Raw genomic sequence first — 18447 nt, forward strand, 5'->3', positions numbered from 1 at the left:
TTTATGGCTAGCTGCTTACTTTAACCATTGCAGGACGCAATACCTTGTCTTTCAGGATATAGCCCTTCTGCACTTCCTCCACAACGATGCCTTCCTCATGCTCGTCGGATTCGACCTGCATAATAGCCTGGTGGAATTCAGGGTTAAACGGCTCGCCTACTACGTTCATAGCTTTCAGGCCTTCCTGCTCCAGCGTTTGCTCCAGTTGGCGGAAGATCATGTCCACGCCCTTTGCAAGCGATTCGAAATCGCCGTTAGACGAAGCAGCAGCAACAGCACGTTCAAAATTATCTACAACCGGCAGCAGCTGACCGATCAACTTCATCGATGCATACTGTCCGAGCTCTTCTTTTTCCTTCAATGTACGGCGGCGGAAATTGTCGAAATCCGCTTGGGCGCGCAAAAAGCGCTGCTGGTTCTCGTCAGCCAGCTTCAGAAGTTCCGCATAACGCGCATCTTCCTCCGCTACCTCGCTTACCGTTTCCTCGTAAGCTTGCTCCGATTGCTCAGCAGTTACTACCTCTTCCGCAGCCTGGGCCGCTTCATTTTGTTGCTCCTTTGTACTCATGCAATCACCTCCTTAAAAATATACGAAATAGAGTTGACACCGTAAGCTTCAGCATAAAACTATTTATACCAGCGGCTGAGCAGAACCGCCATATCCTTGGATATCATATCCAAGAGACTAATGACTTTGCCGTATTCCATTCGTGTTGGTCCTAAAATACCGATCGTTCCCAGCGATTGTCCATCAATGGCATAGGTTGCTGTTATAAGACTGCAATCGCTAATTGCCTTATGGTCATTTTCTGTTCCGATACGTACTTGTATACCTGACGGAAGGCCGGAAAACATTTTCATTATGGCTGGTGTCTCATCAAGCAGATCCAAAATCGTTTTTACTTTGTCAACATCCTTGAATTCAGGCTGCGTCAGCATGTTTGTCGTTCCGCCGAGGAAGATCCGATGCTCATCTCCATTTTGGAGCGCATGATCCAGCACCTGCATCAGCTGTTCATAATGATCAACATGCCTTTCAAGCTCTTGCCCAACTTCCGTGTAAAGCTTCGACCGCAGACGGACTAGCGGAACGCCAACCAATCTCGTGTTTAAAATGTTAACGACCTTTTCCATATCCTCCATTTTGAGGCCGGCTGGAATCGTTATCGTCCGATTTTCAACATGTCCGGTGTTCGTCACGATAATGGCGACCGCCGATGTTTGATCAAGCGGGACAAGGCCAAAATGCTTAAGTGACGTGCTGAACATTTCCGGTCCAAGCAAAATAGATGTGTAATTGGTTAAATTGGATAAAATCATCGCGGTTTGCTGAATGACCTGCTCCATTTGGTTCATTTTGTCCGTAACGAACGATCGAACCATGCCAATGTCGTTCTCATCCACTTCACTAAGCTTTATTAAGTGGTCAACATAATAACGGTAGCCTTTAGTCGATGGGACACGCCCTGCTGACGTATGCGGCTGCTCCAGAAAGCCAAGCTCCTCCAGATCCGCCATTTCATTGCGAATCGTAGCCGGACTGAAGCCAACGTCGCCGCGCTTCGAAATGCTGCGTGAGCCGACTGGTTCAGCTGAGCGAATATAATCATCCACAATCGCGTGCAAAATCATCCGTTGTCGTTCCGTCAGCATTCGAATTCCCCCTACAAAAATGTTTAATCCGTTATTGCGGTTTACCATCGTTAGCACTCAATCGAATCGAGTGCTAATCATTACTACAAAAATACCAAACCAACTTGTCGATTGTCAAGTCAGTTCGGCATTTTTCGTGCGCCCAATTTCGATGTGATTTAAAATCTTTTTATACTTTATACACTCTTCCCGCTTCATCGACTGCATATTTCTCTCTTCTGACCCGCTTCTCGCCTTGATATAATTCTACGATGCGATTCGGTGCAGCAGAGTCATCGATAACCACTTTCCAGCCGTTCGTGTTTAGCAAAGCGAACACCTCATCGTAGTCCATGGCCTTAAAACCGTAAAATCCGCTTAATCCGGCCCATTTTTTCAGCAGCACTGTCGTTACATGTTTAAGTTTATCTTCTACTTCAGCAATTTGGTCTTTTCTTTGGCTCATCTCTATATTGCTCCTCTTTATTACAATAAACACTTTCACTAACTATAAAGCAAAACGTAAATAATTGCTATTAGTCCAGCATTTTCAGAACGGCTATTTCGTCGCAGGCGAGCTGCTTTGGACAGTTTACGCAATCCTTCCATACTTTTTCCGGAAAAATTTCTTTATCGACGACCTTGAAGCCATTTTTCTCGAAAAAGGATACGGCGTACGTTAATGCCATAATTTTCGGAATTTGCTGCTCTCTCGCCTGTTCGATCAACGCGTCGACCAGCTTGCTTCCGATTCCGACGCCCTTATAGCCCTCGGACATGCCTAGCGACCGTATCTCTACTAATTCCTTGCCCAATCTAGTTAGGGAACCGCAGCCGACAACCTCGTCCCCTATTTCCGCGACGACGAATGTATCTATCATATATTCGAGCGCTTCCCGAGTGCGAGGCAGCATAATGCCTTTCTCGGCATAACCTTTAATTAAATGAAACAATGTCTCGATATCGTCTGATGTCGCTTTTCTGCATACGACCTGCAATGCCTGCATTTGTGCCTTCGCCTCCACCCGGTGCAATCAAAATCAATATGAATAAATATACAACACAACGAATTAATTCTCAAGAGAATTTTAGCCGGAATATCCGATAAAAGATCCAAACACTTCGTTCCCGAGCAGCACGCCTTTATCCGTCAGCCGATAAATCGTATCATTCTCGGTTTTCTCAACTTCCAACAGGCCGTCGTTCATCAATTTATGAATGACACCGCCAAACTTTTCTTCCAGCGTTTGACCTGCAAATTGATTAGAAAAACGAGACGCAGGCACACCAGCAAGCAGTCTGAGCCCTACCATCATCAAATCCTCCATCGCCTCGGCCTCGGGCACCATGGCCGTCTCAAGGCGCGGAAGCTTCTGCGCTGCAGCCTCGATATAAGGCGTAATGCCCTTCAAATTGACGTGACGCATGCGGTTCATATAACCATGCGCACCCGCTCCCAAGCCGTAATAAGGCTCGTTGCGCCAGTATGTGGAATTATGACGGCTTTCATAGCCGGGCTTAGCAAAATTGCTTATTTCATAATGCGCATAGCCGTTCTCCTTCAGCATATCCATCAGCAGGATAAACATATTAAATTCCTCTTCTTCCGGAGGCAGTGGCAGCTCGTTGCGCTCATACAGCTTATGGAACAGCGTATTTTCTTCTACCTTTAGGCTGTAAATGGAATAGTGGGGCAGCCCCAGCTCCATCGCGCGGTTAACACTGTCTCTCAGCAGCTCGACCGTCTGTCCCGGCAAGCCGAACATTAAATCGATTGATAAATTGGTAAAACCTGCTGCACGCGCATTTTCAATGCTGCGGTAGACATCGTCCACACTATGAATACGTCCGATGCGCTCCAACAATCCGTTATCAAAGGACTGTACGCCGAAACTGATCCTATTCACGCCTCCAGCCTTCATTGCAGCCAGCTTATCGCTATCCGTCGTTCCCGGATTCGCTTCCATCGTAAACTCCGCATTCGGAGCAAGCGGAAAATAAGTGCGGACAGCCTTCAGAAATCTTTCCATTTGCGGCGGAGTCAGTACGGTTGGCGTGCCGCCTCCGACAAATACAGTATCGATTTCCGCGGGCGGCCACTGCGCAACCGTCCTCCGCATTTCCATTTCAAGCGCATCCAAATACTCATCGACCGGCTGTCCTTTCAATACATAGGAGGTAAAATCGCAATAGTGGCATTTATTCGTACAAAACGGGATGTGTATATATAAAGCGCGCGGTGATTGCGTTATGGTCATCGTTAACATTCTCCTTCAAGCGTAAACGGCTGTCGCCGTCCTCTGGCGGCAAAAGCTCGTTTCGCGATGAAATATAAGCAGATATCAGGGTGAAACTTATACATTCTTATATTTCAAGCGCAAACGACTAACGCCGTAAACTAGCGCCGCGGCTCAATTTTGTTTTGAAATGTTGCTTTCAATAGAAAAGAGGGAGAGCTGCGCCCTCCCTCATCCTCGTACGTCTTAATCCTCGCCGATTTTGAGTACCGCCATGAACGCTTCCTGCGGCACCTCTACGCTACCCACTTGCTTCATCCGCTTCTTGCCTTCCTTCTGCTTCTCGAGCAGCTTCCGCTTTCGGCTAATGTCACCGCCGTAGCATTTGGCTAGAACGTTTTTACGCATGGCTTTGACCGTCTCACGGGCAATAACCTTGTTGCCGATGGATGCCTGTATCGGCACCTCGAACATTTGGCGCGGAATAAGCTCTTTCAGCTTCTCGCAAATGACCTTGCCGCGTTGGTATGCACGATCGCGGTGAACGATTACGGACAAAGCATCGACCTGCTCATTATTGAGCATAATGTCCATTTTGACCAGGTTAGATCTGCGGTACCCGCTTAATTCATAGTCGAAGGAAGCATAGCCCTTCGTGCTCGATTTCAGCTGATCGAAGAAATCATAAACGATTTCCGACAGCGGAATTTGATACGTAATCGTAACGCGGTTGGTATCCAAATATTCCATATTAACGAATTCGCCGCGTTTGTTTTGGCAAAGCTCCATAATCGCCCCAACGTAATCGTTCGGTACGATAATCGCCGCTTTAACAAACGGCTCCTCGACAAAGTCAAGCTTCCCGGCTTCCGGGTAGTTCGATGGATTATCGATATCCAGCGTATCGCCGTTCGTTAACGTTACTTTGTAAATTACGCTTGGCGCGGTCGTAATAAGCGGTATGTTGAACTCCCGTTCAATCCGCTCTTGAATAATTTCCATGTGCAGCAAGCCGAGGAAGCCGCAGCGGAAGCCAAAGCCCAGCGCAGTTGACGATTCCGGCTCATACCTGAGCGATGCATCGTTAAGCTCCAGCTTCTCGAGCGCTTCGCGCAGATCGTTATAATCCTGCGTTTCGATTGGATACAGACCGCAGAATACCATCGGGTTGATCTGACGGTATCCGGGCAGCCTCTCCGACGCAGGTCTCTTTGCTTCAGTAATCGTATCGCCGACGCGCGTATCCTTTACGTTCTTAATACCCGCTACGACAAAGCCGACATCCCCGACAGCAAGCTCCTTCACGATCGACATACGCGGCATGAAGGCTCCTACCTCGATGACTTCGAATTCTGCGCCCGTCGCCATAAAGCGAATTTTTTTGCCCGCTGAGATGCTTCCGTCCATAACCCGAACATAGACGATTACGCCTTTGTAGGGATCGTAGTGGGAATCGAAAATAAGCGCTTTAAGCGGAGCGTCCGGATCGCCGGTCGGTGAAGGCATCTTCACGACAAGCTGCTCTAATATTTCTTTGATGCCGATACCGGCTTTCGCCGAAGCAAGCACCGCATCGCTCGCATCAAGTCCGATTACATCTTCGATTTCCTGCTTCACCCGTTCAGGCTCCGCGCTAGGCAAATCGATTTTGTTAATGACGGGCACGATCTCCAGATTGTTATCCAGCGCCAAATATACGTTGGCAAGGGTCTGCGCTTCAATACCTTGAGCAGCATCGACTACGAGCAAAGCGCCTTCACAAGCCGCCAGACTTCGTGAAACCTCGTAAGTAAAATCGACGTGTCCTGGTGTATCGATCAGGTTCAGAATATACTCCACGCCATCATCTGCCTTATACGCTAAACGAACCGCCTGCAGCTTAATGGTAATTCCGCGTTCCCGCTCCAAATCCATCTGGTCGAGCACCTGCTCCTGCATCTCGCGGGATGACAAGGCGCCGGTAAACTCCAAAATCCGGTCAGCAAGCGTGGACTTTCCGTGGTCTATATGTGCGATAATGGAAAAATTCCTAATTCTCTTTTGCCGGTCACGTACGTCAGTCATGCCTAACCCCCACAATTTCCAATAATGCTAATCATTCCTCCTATTATATCAGTTCAAGGGAATACCAGCAATGTTCATTATCATTTGATCAAGCCATCGAATATGGAAACGACCATGCGGATGCCCTCGCTTGACATATTTTGCAGCATGCCGGAGGTTGAATCGGCTATCCGGTTTACGGCCGGCTGGTCATTTGGGGTTGGAACGCCAGGCAGCCGCTCGTTCTCGGCAGCTATGCTTTCGGCAGGCGAAGGCGAATATTCAGCTTCAGCAAGCCGCTTCAACTCCGCAAGCTCCTTCTCAAGCTGGGCGATTTTTTTCTGCTGGGCAGCCGCGAGCTCATTTCGCGGGTTTACGGTCTCCTCAGGCGAAGCGGCCTCGGTGTATTCGTCCGCTCCTTCCACGGGACCATATATACGCTCAATGCCCGCTGAAGTCATATCAATGCCGTACATGATGATAATCGCCATTGCTCCGCCGAGTACCGTCCATTTTAGCGTATTCCGCTTCATTTGCTCATCGTTCCTTTCTTTTTCAAAAATGATTGCTCTTCTAGCTCGCCTTCCCTTGCTTTGCCGTCACCTTCTCATCCGCCCAATAAATGCCGGATATCACTTCCGCAAGCGCATCCGCTGTACGGTAGGACTCCTCAAGCGTGTTATCTACACCGCCGACTTCGATAAGAACACTATCCGTCGCCAGCGACTGATTGTATTCCGCATTTCCGGATGCAGCGGTTTTCCCCCAAATGCCGCGCGAGATGCCTGGATATTTTTTATCCAATTCCTCATGTATTTTGGTCGCGAATGCCTCGTTCTTTTCCCAATTCGGATTTTTATGGCCAATGATGAAATAAACCTGCGCATAGCTCTTCCCGTCTATTTCGACCGTCGTATATTTCCGTCTCTGCGAATCGCGGTGAAGATCGAAGAAAAACTTCAAATCCTTACTGCTGGCGATCGCTTCCTTTACCGTTTTCATCGAATATTTATATGATAATTCCCATCTGTAATTTTTAATGGCGCTCGGATAGTCCGTGTCGGAATGCTGCGTGCCGATGCCTTCTTCCTCAAGCTTTTGGGCAAGCCGCTTGCCCACGAGCGTTATATTTTTCGTGCTGGAGTTCGGGTCCTTCGATTTATCGGCCAGCACGGGATACCATGATTCGCGATTATGAGAGTGATAAATAAATACGACCTTAGAGCCGCCGGTCGTCGGCTTTCCTTCTTCATCTTTATCTCCTTCGGCAGGCTCGTCCGATGGACTAGGCTGCGGCTCCGTTTCATCCCCTGTAACTTCATTCGTTACATCGACTCCTGGATCCTCGTGAATGCCGCCAAGCGGATCGTAAGGTGCATTGTCCTCCGGCCCTACAGCCGTATCCGTGCCCAAGCCTTTGCGTATGAGTATAGCGTCATTTGCGCTCATGCCGGGCAGCTCGCCTGCAAGCAGGCTCTTCGGATCATCTGGATTGATATCCGTTAACGCCCGCATTAGAAATGCGCTTATTTGCTTGGTCGTAAACGACTCCGTTTCCAGGCTGCTATGAAAAGCTGGCATCTCCATTTCTAGCATATCCCCAAAAAAGCCGCTGGATACAGCAGCAGCAAATCCTTTCATCGAATTGACCGGCGATTTTGTCGTTTGCTGATGCGCGATACCCGCAATACCCAGCATGACAAAAAACAGCATAGAACTAAAAGAGAGCAACGCGAACGTACGTCCCGTTACTAGCAATTGTCTCATTCGTTTACTTTCTCTTCCGATATCCAGCAGCATGATCCTTCGTTTCATTGGCTTTATTACCTCCGCTTCTTTGTGCCAGTGGCTGAGTTACTACTAAACTATGAGAGTGATAGAGTTCATAGAACCTAAATCATGTGAAAGATTCGCGTGTAATAGAGTCGAATCGAGCTAGTTCGGCGCCGGAACGGAATATTCGTCTGAAGTCTCAGAAACCAGATGGCTGCAGAGGCTCTTTTCACTACCAGTTGAAAGCAGTCTGTCACCGCCCGGCAGTTTAATTCGATTTTCTGAAACTAATTAAAGTTAGTTATCCGATAGCGGCCATTTACTTTGATTTTGTCAAATTAAACAGGTGTATTAGAAGAGCAGCTGCGAAAAATGACTGATTACGTTTGCAAAATAGAGCTAATCCGCCGTAAGCGCACCCCGAACGCGATTTAGTTTTGTGATATGAAACTAAATCACTTTTCATATCATCAAATCAGACGCATACAGCCGCTTACACACAAAAAAAGGCTGTCTCAACAGGTTTAAAAAACCTGAGAGACAGCCCCTGTACAATCTTTTTCCGTATGTTAATGCGTATAGGCGGCCACATTGCTTGAATCGACAGCCTCGTGCAGCGCGGCGTTAAGACCGCTCGCAATAATATTCGCAATATCCTCAATAAATTCATCAATTTCCTTAGGCGTTACGAGCAGATCGTGACCGAGCGGGCTAAGCACTTCCTTCACAAGCTGAAGCCGCTCTGCTTCCTCCATTTGATTTACCAGGCCCAAAATTTGATCCGAATTGGCACTGTGCTTCTTAAAGTGGCTGCTCATCATTTCAAGCGTGTTATTCACAATCGTCGAAGCATACACGACGGTCGGCACGCCAATCGCAATGACGGGCACGCCTAAAATCTCTTTCGTCAATCCTTTTCGTTTATTGCCGATGCCCGACCCCGGATGAATGCCTGTATCCGCAATTTGTATCGTCGTGTTGACGCGTTCAACTGCCTTGGAAGCAAGCGCATCGACCGCTATGACCAGATCCGGCTTCGTTTTGTCGACGATACCGTGCACGATTTCACTGGACTCAATGCCCGTTATGCCAAGCACCCCCGGCGCCACCGCGCTTACAGGCCGATAGCCCGGCGCCACCTGGTCAGGCATAAGCTCAAAATAATGACGGGTTACCATCACGTTCTCTACAACGATTGGACCGAGCGCGTCAGGCGTAACATTCCAGTTGCCCAAGCCGACAATGAGCACTCGCGCCGTTTTGTTGATGGACAGTCTTTCAAGGAAAGCTTCAAAATGCTTTGCGAACTGCGTCGCGACGCGATCCTGCAGCCCCGTATCGCCATTTCTCAGCCCCGGCACCTCGATTGTCACATAATGCCCCTGCATTTTTCCAATCGCCTGTGAGCCCTGCTCGTCCTGAACATGAAGCTGCGTAATCGTAATGCCGTCATCTTCGGTTGTCTCCGATTGGATGCCTGGTATAGGTCCGCCCCGCGGAGCCTCGGCCATCTCTTTCGCTTCAAGCGCCAAATCTGTTCTGACATTGTATTTTTGCAAATCGAGATCATTCTCCACTGCTCATTCTCCCTTCAAACGCAAGTTCTGAGGTTATTGTTTGCAGATGGTTTTTTTTCATACTCGTAAATAAGCTTACCGCCGGGGCAGACTATTTCAACATGATGCTTCTGCTATTGCTTTTTGGACATGTGCATGATAATATATTTTAAGTTGTGTTGTTTAGGTTTATTATGTAAATAAACCGCTGTAAACAGTTTAGGAGGTGAATTCCATGCCAAACATTAAATCCGCGATTAAACGCGTTAAAACAAGTGAAAAGCGTCGTGCTTTGAATGCATCCCAAAAATCCGCACTTCGTTCGGCCGTTAAATCTGCTGACCAAGCTATCGCCGGCACTGATGTAGATGCTGCTAAAGCAGCACTTATCGCTGCAACGAAAAAGTTGGACAAAGCAGTAACTAAAGGCCTGATTCATAAAAATGCGGCTTCCCGCAAAAAATCCCGTCTTGCTAAAAGACTTAATGCCCTTTCGGCTCAAGCCTAAACAAGATCCCAGCATAAACGGCTAAGGTCGTCCCCAGGGCGATTGAAGCCCGTTTGGCACAAAAAAGCTTCACCGCTCTTTACAGGGCAGTGAAGCTTTTTTTTAATTAAATACTTGCCGTCATTTGTTTGTCCAGTTGCTCAAGTACGAACGGCCATGCATATTCGTGTTTATTCCGCGATTCCTCATCCGAAAACCCTTTATGCGATAGACGCAGCAGAGTGCCTTCGCTTTGAGGCTCCAATTCGACCGTAACAACCGTCTCCGCCCCTTTTGTCCCTCCATCTCCAGTAACCCATGTCAGTTCGATCAGCCGGTCTTGCTCCAGCTTAAGAAAACGTCCGTAGTGGGGATGTCGCTGCGCCTCACTATGCGTCTCTTCTTGGTATACAGTTTCAAAGTAAAAGACCGTGTTCACTTCACCCTCCATGATGACTGATCCAGGCGCTGCAAACCATCGGTCGATCTGTTTTGTCCACGCTTGGAAAAGGATATCCGGCGGTGCAACCATCAAGCGTTCCACTTTCAAATGAAACGGTCTTGATGAAAGGTCAGGCATACAAATCGGTAATGTCATCAAATCATCAGTCCTTTCAGCTATCGGCTAGCTCCGACTAGTTCTAATTATTTGGTCTGCATCTTTACAGGCGTTGAACGATTGAATAAAAAAAAGGCGCTGGAGTCAGCGTTAAGCGCCCTTCTCCATGCCGAGTGAAAGCAAATACAGCTCTAAACCAAGCGTTTTGTCGATAGCTCCGGTTTTCATTTGATAATCGAGATCAGCAAGGGAAGCGAGCAGCCTGCCAAGCCTCGCCACTTGAAACTTCCGGCTTTTCTCCGCGGCCAGCTTGACGGCATAAGGATGCAAGCCAAGCTGGCCGGCCATTTGCTGCGGTGAATATTGATGCTGCTCCAGCTCTTTGATTTGCAGCATGATCCTTAATTGCCTTGCAATAAGCGCTGCGATTTTGATCGGCTCCTCACGGCGCACAAGCAGCTCCCTATACAAGCGAACCGCTCTGTCTATACGAAGCTCGGCAATGGCATCCACAAGCGCAAACACATCCTCCTCGACGGTTGAAGCGGTAAGAAGTGCGGCAGACTCCAGATCAATGGTGCCGCCTGGACCTGCATGCAGACAGAGCTTGTCCACTTCTTGCGACAGCTGCTGCATATTGGCTCCTGCCCTTGAGAGCAGCAGCTCTGCCGCATCTGACAGCAAAATCCGGTTTTGCTCCGATGCCCGCTTGATCATCCACTGCTTAAGCTGAGCCGCATCCAGCTCTGGAAACGGTACCAGCGCCTTGCGGTCCTTTAACGTCTTTACGAGCTTTCGCCGTTCGTCCAGCTTCTCGGCATTTACGGAAATGACAATGATCGACGACTCTGAAGGATATTCCATATACTGAATAAGCTTCTCGGGACGGTGCTCGATCTTTCCGCCTTCTTTGCCGCCGGCACATAGGACGGTCGCGTCCCTTATGAGGATAAGCTTGCGCTGAACGAAGAACGGCGATGTCTCCGCTTCGAGTACGGCTTCATCGATCGAGGTCTCCGCGGTATCAAATTTCACAATGCCAAGCTCTCGTTCCTCTGCCGTAAACAATGCTTCTGTCAACGCGTTAATAAATTGCTGCAGCCGGTATCGGTCCTTGCCATACAGCACATAGATTGGACGAAAGCGGCCGCCCTTTATTTCCTTTAATGCTTCCTTGGCATCCATTCCTACACCCCATCACGAGTAACAAGCGTAAACGGCTGTCGCCTTCCTTTGGCGGCAACAGCTCGTTTCGCGGTGAAATATAAGCTTATTTATAAATGTGAAACTTATAAATTCTTATATTTGTACAAATACACGGCAACAAAGGGATGAGCCATTTATAGGCTTCATCCCTTTGCCGAACATCTATATAAACATTCGCAGGCAGGCCCATGGTGCCGCCCTGCGGATGGTCATACGACGTTAAGGCTTCGTCGCTGACACTCTCGTTGCTTACACTATATGCAGCAGCGGATAAGAGTGTGCGAATAACTCCAAGCAGAAACGGCTGGCGCCGTCCGGGCGGCAAAGCTCTTATTCAAATTGAAATAAGAACCGAGCAATACGCTTGTTTGCGTATCTCTCTTATTCATGCACTGCCTTCTGCTCCGTAAGGGAAGCCATATCAATGACATATTTCTCGATTGCGCCCTGCTCCACATGAACCTCGTAGGTCAGCTGCGAACTATCCTCTGACCAGCTCAGATTCATCAGCATACCGTTTTTGCGCGGAGATGTAAACACAAGCGATTGGTCTGATACGTTGAATATTTTGAGCGTAAAATCTTCTGCCTGAGCGCTATATTGTCCATTAGGGGCCATTAAGGCAGAATTATCAGCTGCAACGCCATATCCGTTCTTGTCTTGCTTACCGATAAATCCCCCGGTTGAATTCGAGCCGCCGCCGTCAGCCATGCTTTTGGCTTCAGCCTCGGATTGTTCGGCAGCAGACGCATCATTGCCCGTGCTTGAATCCGCATCCCCAGTCATTGGCATCGCTTTCTCATCTGATTCTGACTTATTCATAGTCGATGAAGGCTCTTCGGCGCTATCCTGCCTCTTAACCGCTTCCGTTCCAACTTTTGGAGTATCGATACTATCGATACTTTCCTTCGTTTTTAATGTAAACGATAATTCCTGCGGCGCCTCATTAGCCGTATCGGCTGCCTCGCTATTCGCAGCTTCATTAGCTGCAAATTGAGATGCACCGCTAAAGTCCGGCGACGTACCCGGCTTATACGTAACAAGAAACAAACCTGCTACGATTCCTGCCGCGATTACGCCGGTTATGATCCGTACAGACGGCCAGCGGCGTTCACGCTTCGCGCGGCGCGATGCCATCTCTGCCGTATTGACGGCAGAAGACGGTTCCGTTTCAGATCCAGGCTGACCAAACAGCTCAATCCGCTCCAGCTGCGGCATAATAGCGTCCACTAAACTGTAGCTCGGCATTACTTTTGGCAAACTGGTAAGCTCAGCGGACAACAGCTGTAACCGCTCGAACATAGCTGCACAGTCCGGACACTGTCCAGTATGATTCATCAAGACCGCTTTCTCGCTTTCGTCGAGATCGTCGTCTAGCTGTCTTTGCATTAGTTCCATCACCTCTTGACAATTCATCCCCGGACACCACCTTTCTGATAATCATGGAGTAACGTTTGCAGCTGCTGCCTAGCTCTGAATAAATATGATTTCACCGTGTTGAGCGGTAAATCAAGCGAATCTGCAATTTCATTGTAAGAGAAATCCTGTAAATACCGAAGAACGACAACCGCGCGATGGTGCTCAGGAAGCTTATCGATCGCGGCTCGAATGTCATGAGCAGCATAAGCAGACATTACCTCGTCCTCCACATTCTGTTTCTCATGGAATACCATGTCGTGCTCATCTATCGAAACGGTCGGTTTATTTCTCCGAAACTTGTCAATGCAAATGTTTGTTACAATACGCTGAATCCATGTTTTAAACTGTGCTTTTTCTTCGTACGAGCCAATTTTTGTGTAGATGCGAATAAGAGCTTCCTGTGCTGCATCCAGGGCATCCTGTTCGTTATTTAATATATAGTAGGCTGTCCGATAAACATGTGTTTCAATCTCTCGCAATAGAGTAATTAAAGCGTCGCGATCTCCCGACTGAGCGGCTCTTATAAGCTCCGGCTCCACCACGAAGGATCCCCCTCTCTTGCAACCATTCTGACGAACGGGTTGCGGTAAAAGTTGCAGATTAATAAAAAAATAACTTTATTTTTTTTAGTAACATTTGCCAGTGGTTAATATAACTCGTATTACTAGAAAGCTTTATTAATAAATGAAGCAAACTCTCTTACTGGTAAGAGAAACGAAATAAACTCCACATCAAAGGATACCAAATTTCTAGTAACCCGTATATAGAAATTGGCCGAAACTGTCGGCAGGAGTTTGACCGCCGTTATCACTCGAATGAATGTTGAAATCAATTACATGATACAGGCAAGTACAACAATCTAGTCATCATCCTGCTGAATTATTGCTTATCGTAAATATACAATCCTTCGTCTGTCACTTTAAAACGAACCTCGCCACTGCTGTCAGTCCGCCAAACGGCCGCGCCTGCTTCGGCAAGTCTGGACAAAACGTCCGGATGAGGATGCCCGTAACTGTTCGAAGCGCCGACTGACGCCACCGCGCCAAGCGGACTCCAGTATTCCAGCCATTCCTCGCCCGTCGAAAACCGGCTTCCATGATGCGCCACTTTCATTACCGATAAGGTGTCCGGCACTGAACCCTGTGTAGAGTGCCGCTGCTCATTCCGAATAATCGCCCGTTCCGTTTCGGAATTAATATCGCCGGAAAACAGAAAGGTCGATTTATATAATCGCATAGCCAGCACTACACTGCTCTCATTCTGCTCTTCCAGCATAACCACCTCTGTTGAATCTTTAGCCGCCGGCCATAAAACACTTAATTCAGTTTCTTGATCGAGCCAGCGCTTCATGCCCGCTGTCACGCCATACATCGGAATCTTGAGCGCAAGCGCTTGCCTCAGAAGATGCTGCGCATCTTCCGATTCCTTAACAGTGCCGTTCAACCATATGCTGCGAACCGGGATCGTCTCCAAAACCGCCTTTAGGCCGCGGATATGATCGCTGTCCAAATGTGAAATCACGAGAAGATCGATTTCGCGCACGCCTCTTTTAAGCAGGAGAGGGACGAGCACCTTCCGGCCAATCTCAAAAGGGTCGCTGCGCTCCTTCCATTCTTCGCCCGGCTTTCGAAAGGACAGCGTGCCCCCGCCATCGATTAAAACATGCTTCCCGCTTGGCGTTCGGATATGGATGGCATCGCCTTGACCGACATCGATAAAGCTAACCGTGCCATTTGTATTTAAAATATCCGGCTTATATGCATAACAAAGCAAAATAAGCGCAAGGAACAGAAGTAAATAAAAGCTTATTTTTACTATTCTGTTCCGATTATTAACCATGATAAATGCCGCAGCAGCGCCCAGCGGTGCGGTTTCCTCCGAGGCGGCAGCGGCTTCGGCACGCGCGGCTGCCAGCCGCCCCGTCCATACGCGGATGACTTGGAATATTGCGCCGAGTATTATCAGCCATGCAGCCACCCACCAAATAGGCGGAGACGCCCAAATCGTTCTAAGCGTGTCCGTCTGCGAAAGCCGATCGACAAGCATAAATGTCCAATCGTTCGCATAATGCGATGCATAAGCGAGCAGCTTGCCGCCGGGCTCCCAAAGGATCGCGACGAGGAGCGCGACTGCTCCAAGCGGCATAACGACGAAGCTGATGAATGGGACGAGAACAAAATTGGCCAGCATCGATAATAGATGAAATTGATTGAAATAATAGATCGTTACCGGAAAAGAAACGAGCTGGGCCACGAACGTAACGGCTGCCAAATCAAGCAGCGGCTTGCCCCTGCGCCATTGCGGCATCGCGCAGCGCACGGGCTGGACGCCAACAATTAAACCAAGCGTCACAATAAACGAAAGCTGAAAGCCTACATTCTCGATAAAGAAGGGATCGAATAGAAGCATGATTACCCCGGCTGCCGCCAATAGATGCAGGCCGTCCTTCAGCTTTCCCATACGCGCTGCCAGCAGCCCTAATATGGACATAAGACCGGCACGGATAACCGAAGGCGAAGCGCCGGAGAACAGTACGTAAAAGGGTACGGACAGCATCAGAATAAGCAGTATCCTTTCGCGGCTCATGCGGGCGACTCGGAGCAAGCCGCCAAGAGAGTATAGAAATACAGCGACGTGGAGGCCTGAAATCGCCAATATATGCGTTAAGCCCAGCCGCGAAAATTGCTGGAACTGCTCGGGGTCGAGGTCCTCGCGTATGCCGAGGACGAGACCTTTCATGTATCCGGACTGCGAGGACGGATACAGCAAGTCCATCCGCGCGCCAAGCCAGGCGCGCGCGGCATCAACGCGGCCGAGCAGAGCGGCCGCGGTCCACTGGGGGCCCGGCGCCGGGTCGACGGCGGCGGTGCCCTGCACATTGAGCAGCCAGTGGATTCTCTGGCTGCTCAGGTAGCGGCGGTAGTCAAATCCGCCGCTGTTGGATGCGCCGGCCGGCCGCGTCAGCTTGCCGGCCAGGCGCACTCTGTCGCCGCGATGCCACGCCGCGGCGATAGCCTGCTCCGGCCGCTCAGCCAGCCGGACATGCACAAGCAGACGCTCGCGCACCTCCCGCGCGGCGGCCGATCCCTCCGCGCGGACACTGTGCGCCTCCACGCGAAACACAACGCGGTCACCGTCGATCTCGACCGCGGACACGATCGTGCCGACCGCCTCCGCCGCATACGCAGCTCGCGGTCCATCCGCCTCTGCGGCGGCCAGCAGGGCCGGCAGCTCGGTCACGTTGCGGGCATCCGCCCACAGCCTCTCCCCCGCGGCAAGGCCCACAGCCAAAGCGCAGGCTGCCGCGAGCTGCCACGACGCCTGCCTGCACAGCGCGGCGGCCAGCGCCAGCAGCGCAGCGGCGCCCGCCGCAAGCAAAGCGCCGCGGCTGCTTAGACCTGCAGCCGCAGCGCTCCCCAAAACCCAGCAAATCGCGAACCAGATCAACGGCCGCCGATTCATTCTCATCTCTCCGCCCTCCAAATCTTTGAAAAACAAAAAAGAAACCCCCGACGCATCCAAATGATGCAGTCAGAGGTTCCTCCTCCAGCTTATAAACTCGTATTATCGCTGCTATGAAGTAACATCCATATGCGCTTGAGCAGGCGGTTCGAAATGATCCAAACATCGGAATATAATGCCCTTCTGCTCCATCAGACTAATCACCTTGTCACTATCCTTCGGATAGCTGCGGTGATAGACGATCTCAATGACACCGCTATTAGCGAGCATATTGGCGCAGGTCCAGCAAGGCTGGTCGGTTACGTAAACGGTTGACCCTTCGCGATCGGCACGATCCGTGAACAGCAGCAAATTTTGCTCCGCATGTATCGTTCGTATGCAGCGCTGCTTCTTGAACAGCTGCTCCTTGCCGTCGATCTGCTTCATCTCTACTTCCTCCGATATCATGCAGCCTGCCTCGAGACAGTCCTGCACGCCCATCGGCGCCCCGTTATACGCCGTACCTAACAGTTTTTTTCCTTGCACGAGAACGGCTCCGACATGTCTGCGCGGACAACGCGAGCGCGTCGAAACCATATAAGCGATATCCATAAAATACGTGTCCCAATCCTTGCGGACGGCATCCTGCGTTTGGGTGTTCATGACTCCATCTTCCTTTCTCTTGCTGCATCTGATGTTCTAGCTGCTAATATATTAATCTTAAATTTGTTGGCTGGCTGTTATCGCCTGCGTGAGATCCGCCAAAATATCATCGATTCCTTCTGTACCGACCGACAGGCGAATCATGCCCGGCGAAACGCCCGCATTCGTTTGCTGCTCTGCGGACAGCTGAACATGCGTCGTGCTGGCCGGATGGATAATAAGCGACTTCGAATCGCCGACATTCGCCAAATGCGAAAACAGCTTTACGGAGTTGATCACTTTCTTGCCCGCTTCCACGCCGCCTTTAATACCGAATGTCAAAATCGCGCCCTTGCCCTTCGGCAAATATTTTTGCGCAAGCTCGTAAGTCGGATGACTCGGAAGGCCCGGGTAACTGACCCACTCAACCGCTTCATGCCCCTCCAAAAATTCGGCAACTTTCTGTGCGTTAGAGCTGTGACGTTCCATCCGGAGATGAAGCGTCTCAAGACCCTGCAGCAAGAGGAAGGAGTTAAACGGCGAAATGGCGGCTCCCATATCCCGCAGCAATTGCACGCGCGCTTTAATAATATAAGCGATTGGACCAACCGCTTCCGTATACACGACGCCGTTGTAGCTGGGATCCGGCTCGGTCAAGCCCGGGAATTTGCCGCTTGCACTCCAGTCGAACTTCCCCCCGTCTACAATGATGCCGCCGATCGAAGTGCCATGACCGCCAATAAATTTCGTGGCGGAGTGGACAACGATATCGGCGCCATGCTCAATTGGTCTGCTCAAATACGGGCTTGGGAAGGTGTTGTCTACGATAAACGGAATGCCATTCTCGTGCGCGATTGCAGCGACAGCTTCCAGATCAATGACATCGCCCTTCGGATTTCCAATCGTTTCGGCATATACCGCTTTTGTGCGCTCATTGATAGCCGCGCGGAAGTTTTCAGGGTTCGATGGATCTACAAATTTAACGGTAATGCCAAGTTTCGGCAAGGTGACCGAAAATAAATTATAAGTGCCGCCATATAGGCTTGTAGCGGATACGATTTCGTCGCCTGCCCCTGCAATGTTAAGTATTGCATATGTAATCGCCGATTGACCAGAAGCAACTGCCAAGGCTGCCGGAGCACCCTCAAGCTCAGCTACGCGTTTCTCAAAAACATCCGAGGTCGGGTTCATAATTCTGGAATAAATATTGCCGAATTCCTGCAGGGCAAATAAATTTGCCGCGTGATCGGTATCTTTGAAACCGTAGGATGTCGTTTGGTAAATAGGCACCGCGCGCGACATCGTAGTCGGATCAATTTGCTGACCTCCGTGGACGGATAGCGTATCAAGAGAAAGCTTGCGTTGTTCTGACATTTTCTCGACTCCTTCTTATAAAGTTTATAAAGGGTGCAAAATGGCAAGCGAAAGTGAAACAGGCCGCTTCCTTCCATT

18 protein-coding genes are annotated in these 18447 nt (G+C 49.7%); 1 reads left to right on the top strand and 17 read right to left on the bottom strand.

The genetic code is table 11. The features are described from left to right. Positions 1–7: 7 nt before the first annotated feature. The 9 genes from grpE to gpr form a co-directional block, all read right to left on the bottom strand. Complete coding sequence (grpE, locus tag AC0YNZ_RS07610; RefSeq protein WP_475826020.1) at positions 8–568, bottom strand: nucleotide exchange factor GrpE; 561 nt, start codon at positions 566–568, stop codon at positions 8–10. Between the two features lie 59 nt (positions 569–627). Continuing rightward, the gene (hrcA, locus tag AC0YNZ_RS07615) at positions 628–1653 is read right to left on the bottom strand and encodes a heat-inducible transcriptional repressor HrcA (RefSeq protein ID WP_475826021.1); all 1026 of its coding nucleotides are present in this window, start codon (positions 1651–1653) and stop codon (positions 628–630) included. A gap of 169 nt (positions 1654–1822) precedes the next feature. After that, entirely contained in the window at positions 1823–2098 is a 276-nt protein-coding gene (locus AC0YNZ_RS07620) for a hypothetical protein (protein WP_475826022.1), read from the bottom strand. A 70-nt stretch (positions 2099–2168) separates the two neighbouring features. Continuing rightward, the gene (locus AC0YNZ_RS07625; protein WP_110770618.1) at positions 2169–2639 is read right to left on the bottom strand and encodes an N-acetyltransferase; all 471 of its coding nucleotides are present in this window, start codon (positions 2637–2639) and stop codon (positions 2169–2171) included. Positions 2640–2720: 81 nt separating this feature from the next. After that, entirely contained in the window at positions 2721–3899 is a 1179-nt protein-coding gene (gene hemW / locus AC0YNZ_RS07630) for a radical SAM family heme chaperone HemW (RefSeq protein ID WP_475826023.1), read from the bottom strand. Between the two features lie 216 nt (positions 3900–4115). After that, the gene (lepA, locus tag AC0YNZ_RS07635; protein WP_475826024.1) at positions 4116–5933 is read right to left on the bottom strand and encodes a translation elongation factor 4; all 1818 of its coding nucleotides are present in this window, start codon (positions 5931–5933) and stop codon (positions 4116–4118) included. An 80-nt stretch (positions 5934–6013) separates the two neighbouring features. Beyond that, on the bottom strand, positions 6014–6445 hold the full coding sequence (locus tag AC0YNZ_RS07640) for a hypothetical protein (RefSeq protein WP_475826025.1): 432 nt from the start codon (positions 6443–6445) through the stop codon (positions 6014–6016). A gap of 40 nt (positions 6446–6485) precedes the next feature. Further along, positions 6486–7727: a stage II sporulation protein P gene (gene spoIIP / locus AC0YNZ_RS07645; RefSeq protein ID WP_475826026.1), complete on the bottom strand. Its 1242-nt coding sequence runs from the start codon at positions 7725–7727 to the stop codon at positions 6486–6488. A gap of 527 nt (positions 7728–8254) precedes the next feature. Next, complete coding sequence (gene gpr, locus AC0YNZ_RS07650; RefSeq protein ID WP_475826027.1) at positions 8255–9262, bottom strand: GPR endopeptidase; 1008 nt, start codon at positions 9260–9262, stop codon at positions 8255–8257. Between the two features lie 214 nt (positions 9263–9476). Between gpr and rpsT the strand changes: the two genes are divergently transcribed. After that, positions 9477–9749, top strand: a complete 273-nt coding sequence (gene rpsT / locus AC0YNZ_RS07655) for a 30S ribosomal protein S20 (protein WP_110770624.1) — start codon at positions 9477–9479, stop codon at positions 9747–9749. A gap of 106 nt (positions 9750–9855) precedes the next feature. Here the strand turns inward: rpsT and AC0YNZ_RS07660 are convergent, their stop codons facing one another. From AC0YNZ_RS07660 to AC0YNZ_RS07695, 8 genes are all read right to left on the bottom strand, one after another. Further along, entirely contained in the window at positions 9856–10326 is a 471-nt protein-coding gene (locus tag AC0YNZ_RS07660) for an SRPBCC family protein (RefSeq protein WP_475826028.1), read from the bottom strand. Positions 10327–10437: 111 nt separating this feature from the next. After that, complete coding sequence (gene holA / locus AC0YNZ_RS07665; protein ID WP_475826029.1) at positions 10438–11472, bottom strand: DNA polymerase III subunit delta; 1035 nt, start codon at positions 11470–11472, stop codon at positions 10438–10440. A gap of 275 nt (positions 11473–11747) precedes the next feature. Further along, positions 11748–11882, bottom strand: coding sequence for a hypothetical protein (locus AC0YNZ_RS07670; RefSeq protein ID WP_475826030.1), 135 nt, complete (start codon positions 11880–11882; stop codon positions 11748–11750). Continuing rightward, positions 11875–12909, bottom strand: coding sequence for an anti-sigma factor family protein (locus AC0YNZ_RS07675; RefSeq protein ID WP_475826031.1), 1035 nt, complete (start codon positions 12907–12909; stop codon positions 11875–11877). The genes AC0YNZ_RS07670 and AC0YNZ_RS07675 overlap by 8 nt, the downstream gene beginning before the upstream one ends. Beyond that, entirely contained in the window at positions 12906–13454 is a 549-nt protein-coding gene (locus tag AC0YNZ_RS07680) for an RNA polymerase sigma factor (protein ID WP_056627408.1), read from the bottom strand. Before AC0YNZ_RS07680 ends, AC0YNZ_RS07675 begins: the two co-directional genes overlap by 4 nt. Before the next feature lie 337 nt (positions 13455–13791). Continuing rightward, positions 13792–16380, bottom strand: coding sequence for a DNA internalization-related competence protein ComEC/Rec2 (locus AC0YNZ_RS07685; protein ID WP_475826032.1), 2589 nt, complete (start codon positions 16378–16380; stop codon positions 13792–13794). A 105-nt stretch (positions 16381–16485) separates the two neighbouring features. Next, a complete protein-coding gene (locus tag AC0YNZ_RS07690) occupies positions 16486–17016 on the bottom strand; it encodes a deoxycytidylate deaminase (protein WP_056627405.1) in 531 nt (176 codons plus the stop codon). A gap of 57 nt (positions 17017–17073) precedes the next feature. Further along, positions 17074–18369 (bottom strand): homocysteine synthase, encoded by a 1296-nt coding sequence (locus AC0YNZ_RS07695; RefSeq protein ID WP_475826033.1) that lies wholly within the window; start codon positions 18367–18369, stop codon positions 17074–17076. Positions 18370–18447: the final 78 nt, after the last annotated feature.

The organism is Paenibacillus sp. J2L1-98 (assembly GCF_056269405.1).

Coding starts and splice junctions, on each gene's coding strand:
- AC0YNZ_RS07695 (WP_475826033.1), bottom strand. CDS start 18,369: ATGTCAGAACAACGCAAGCTTTCTCTTGATACGCTATCCGTCCACGGA.
- hemW (WP_475826023.1), bottom strand. CDS start 3,899: ATGTTAACGATGACCATAACGCAATCACCGCGCGCTTTATATATACAC.
- hrcA (WP_475826021.1), bottom strand. CDS start 1,653: ATGCTGACGGAACGACAACGGATGATTTTGCACGCGATTGTGGATGAT.
- rpsT (WP_110770624.1), top strand. CDS start 9,477: ATGCCAAACATTAAATCCGCGATTAAACGCGTTAAAACAAGTGAAAAG.
- spoIIP (WP_475826026.1), bottom strand. CDS start 7,727: ATGAAACGAAGGATCATGCTGCTGGATATCGGAAGAGAAAGTAAACGA.
- AC0YNZ_RS07675 (WP_475826031.1), bottom strand. CDS start 12,909: ATGAATTGTCAAGAGGTGATGGAACTAATGCAAAGACAGCTAGACGAC.
- AC0YNZ_RS07660 (WP_475826028.1), bottom strand. CDS start 10,326: ATGACATTACCGATTTGTATGCCTGACCTTTCATCAAGACCGTTTCAT.
- lepA (WP_475826024.1), bottom strand. CDS start 5,933: ATGACTGACGTACGTGACCGGCAAAAGAGAATTAGGAATTTTTCCATT.
- AC0YNZ_RS07625 (WP_110770618.1), bottom strand. CDS start 2,639: ATGCAGGCATTGCAGGTCGTATGCAGAAAAGCGACATCAGACGATATC.
- AC0YNZ_RS07685 (WP_475826032.1), bottom strand. CDS start 16,380: ATGAGAATGAATCGGCGGCCGTTGATCTGGTTCGCGATTTGCTGGGTT.
- AC0YNZ_RS07690 (WP_056627405.1), bottom strand. CDS start 17,016: ATGAACACCCAAACGCAGGATGCCGTCCGCAAGGATTGGGACACGTAT.
- holA (WP_475826029.1), bottom strand. CDS start 11,472: ATGGATGCCAAGGAAGCATTAAAGGAAATAAAGGGCGGCCGCTTTCGT.
- AC0YNZ_RS07620 (WP_475826022.1), bottom strand. CDS start 2,098: ATGAGCCAAAGAAAAGACCAAATTGCTGAAGTAGAAGATAAACTTAAA.
- AC0YNZ_RS07640 (WP_475826025.1), bottom strand. CDS start 6,445: ATGAAGCGGAATACGCTAAAATGGACGGTACTCGGCGGAGCAATGGCG.
- grpE (WP_475826020.1), bottom strand. CDS start 568: ATGAGTACAAAGGAGCAACAAAATGAAGCGGCCCAGGCTGCGGAAGAG.
- AC0YNZ_RS07670 (WP_475826030.1), bottom strand. CDS start 11,882: ATGAATAAGAGAGATACGCAAACAAGCGTATTGCTCGGTTCTTATTTC.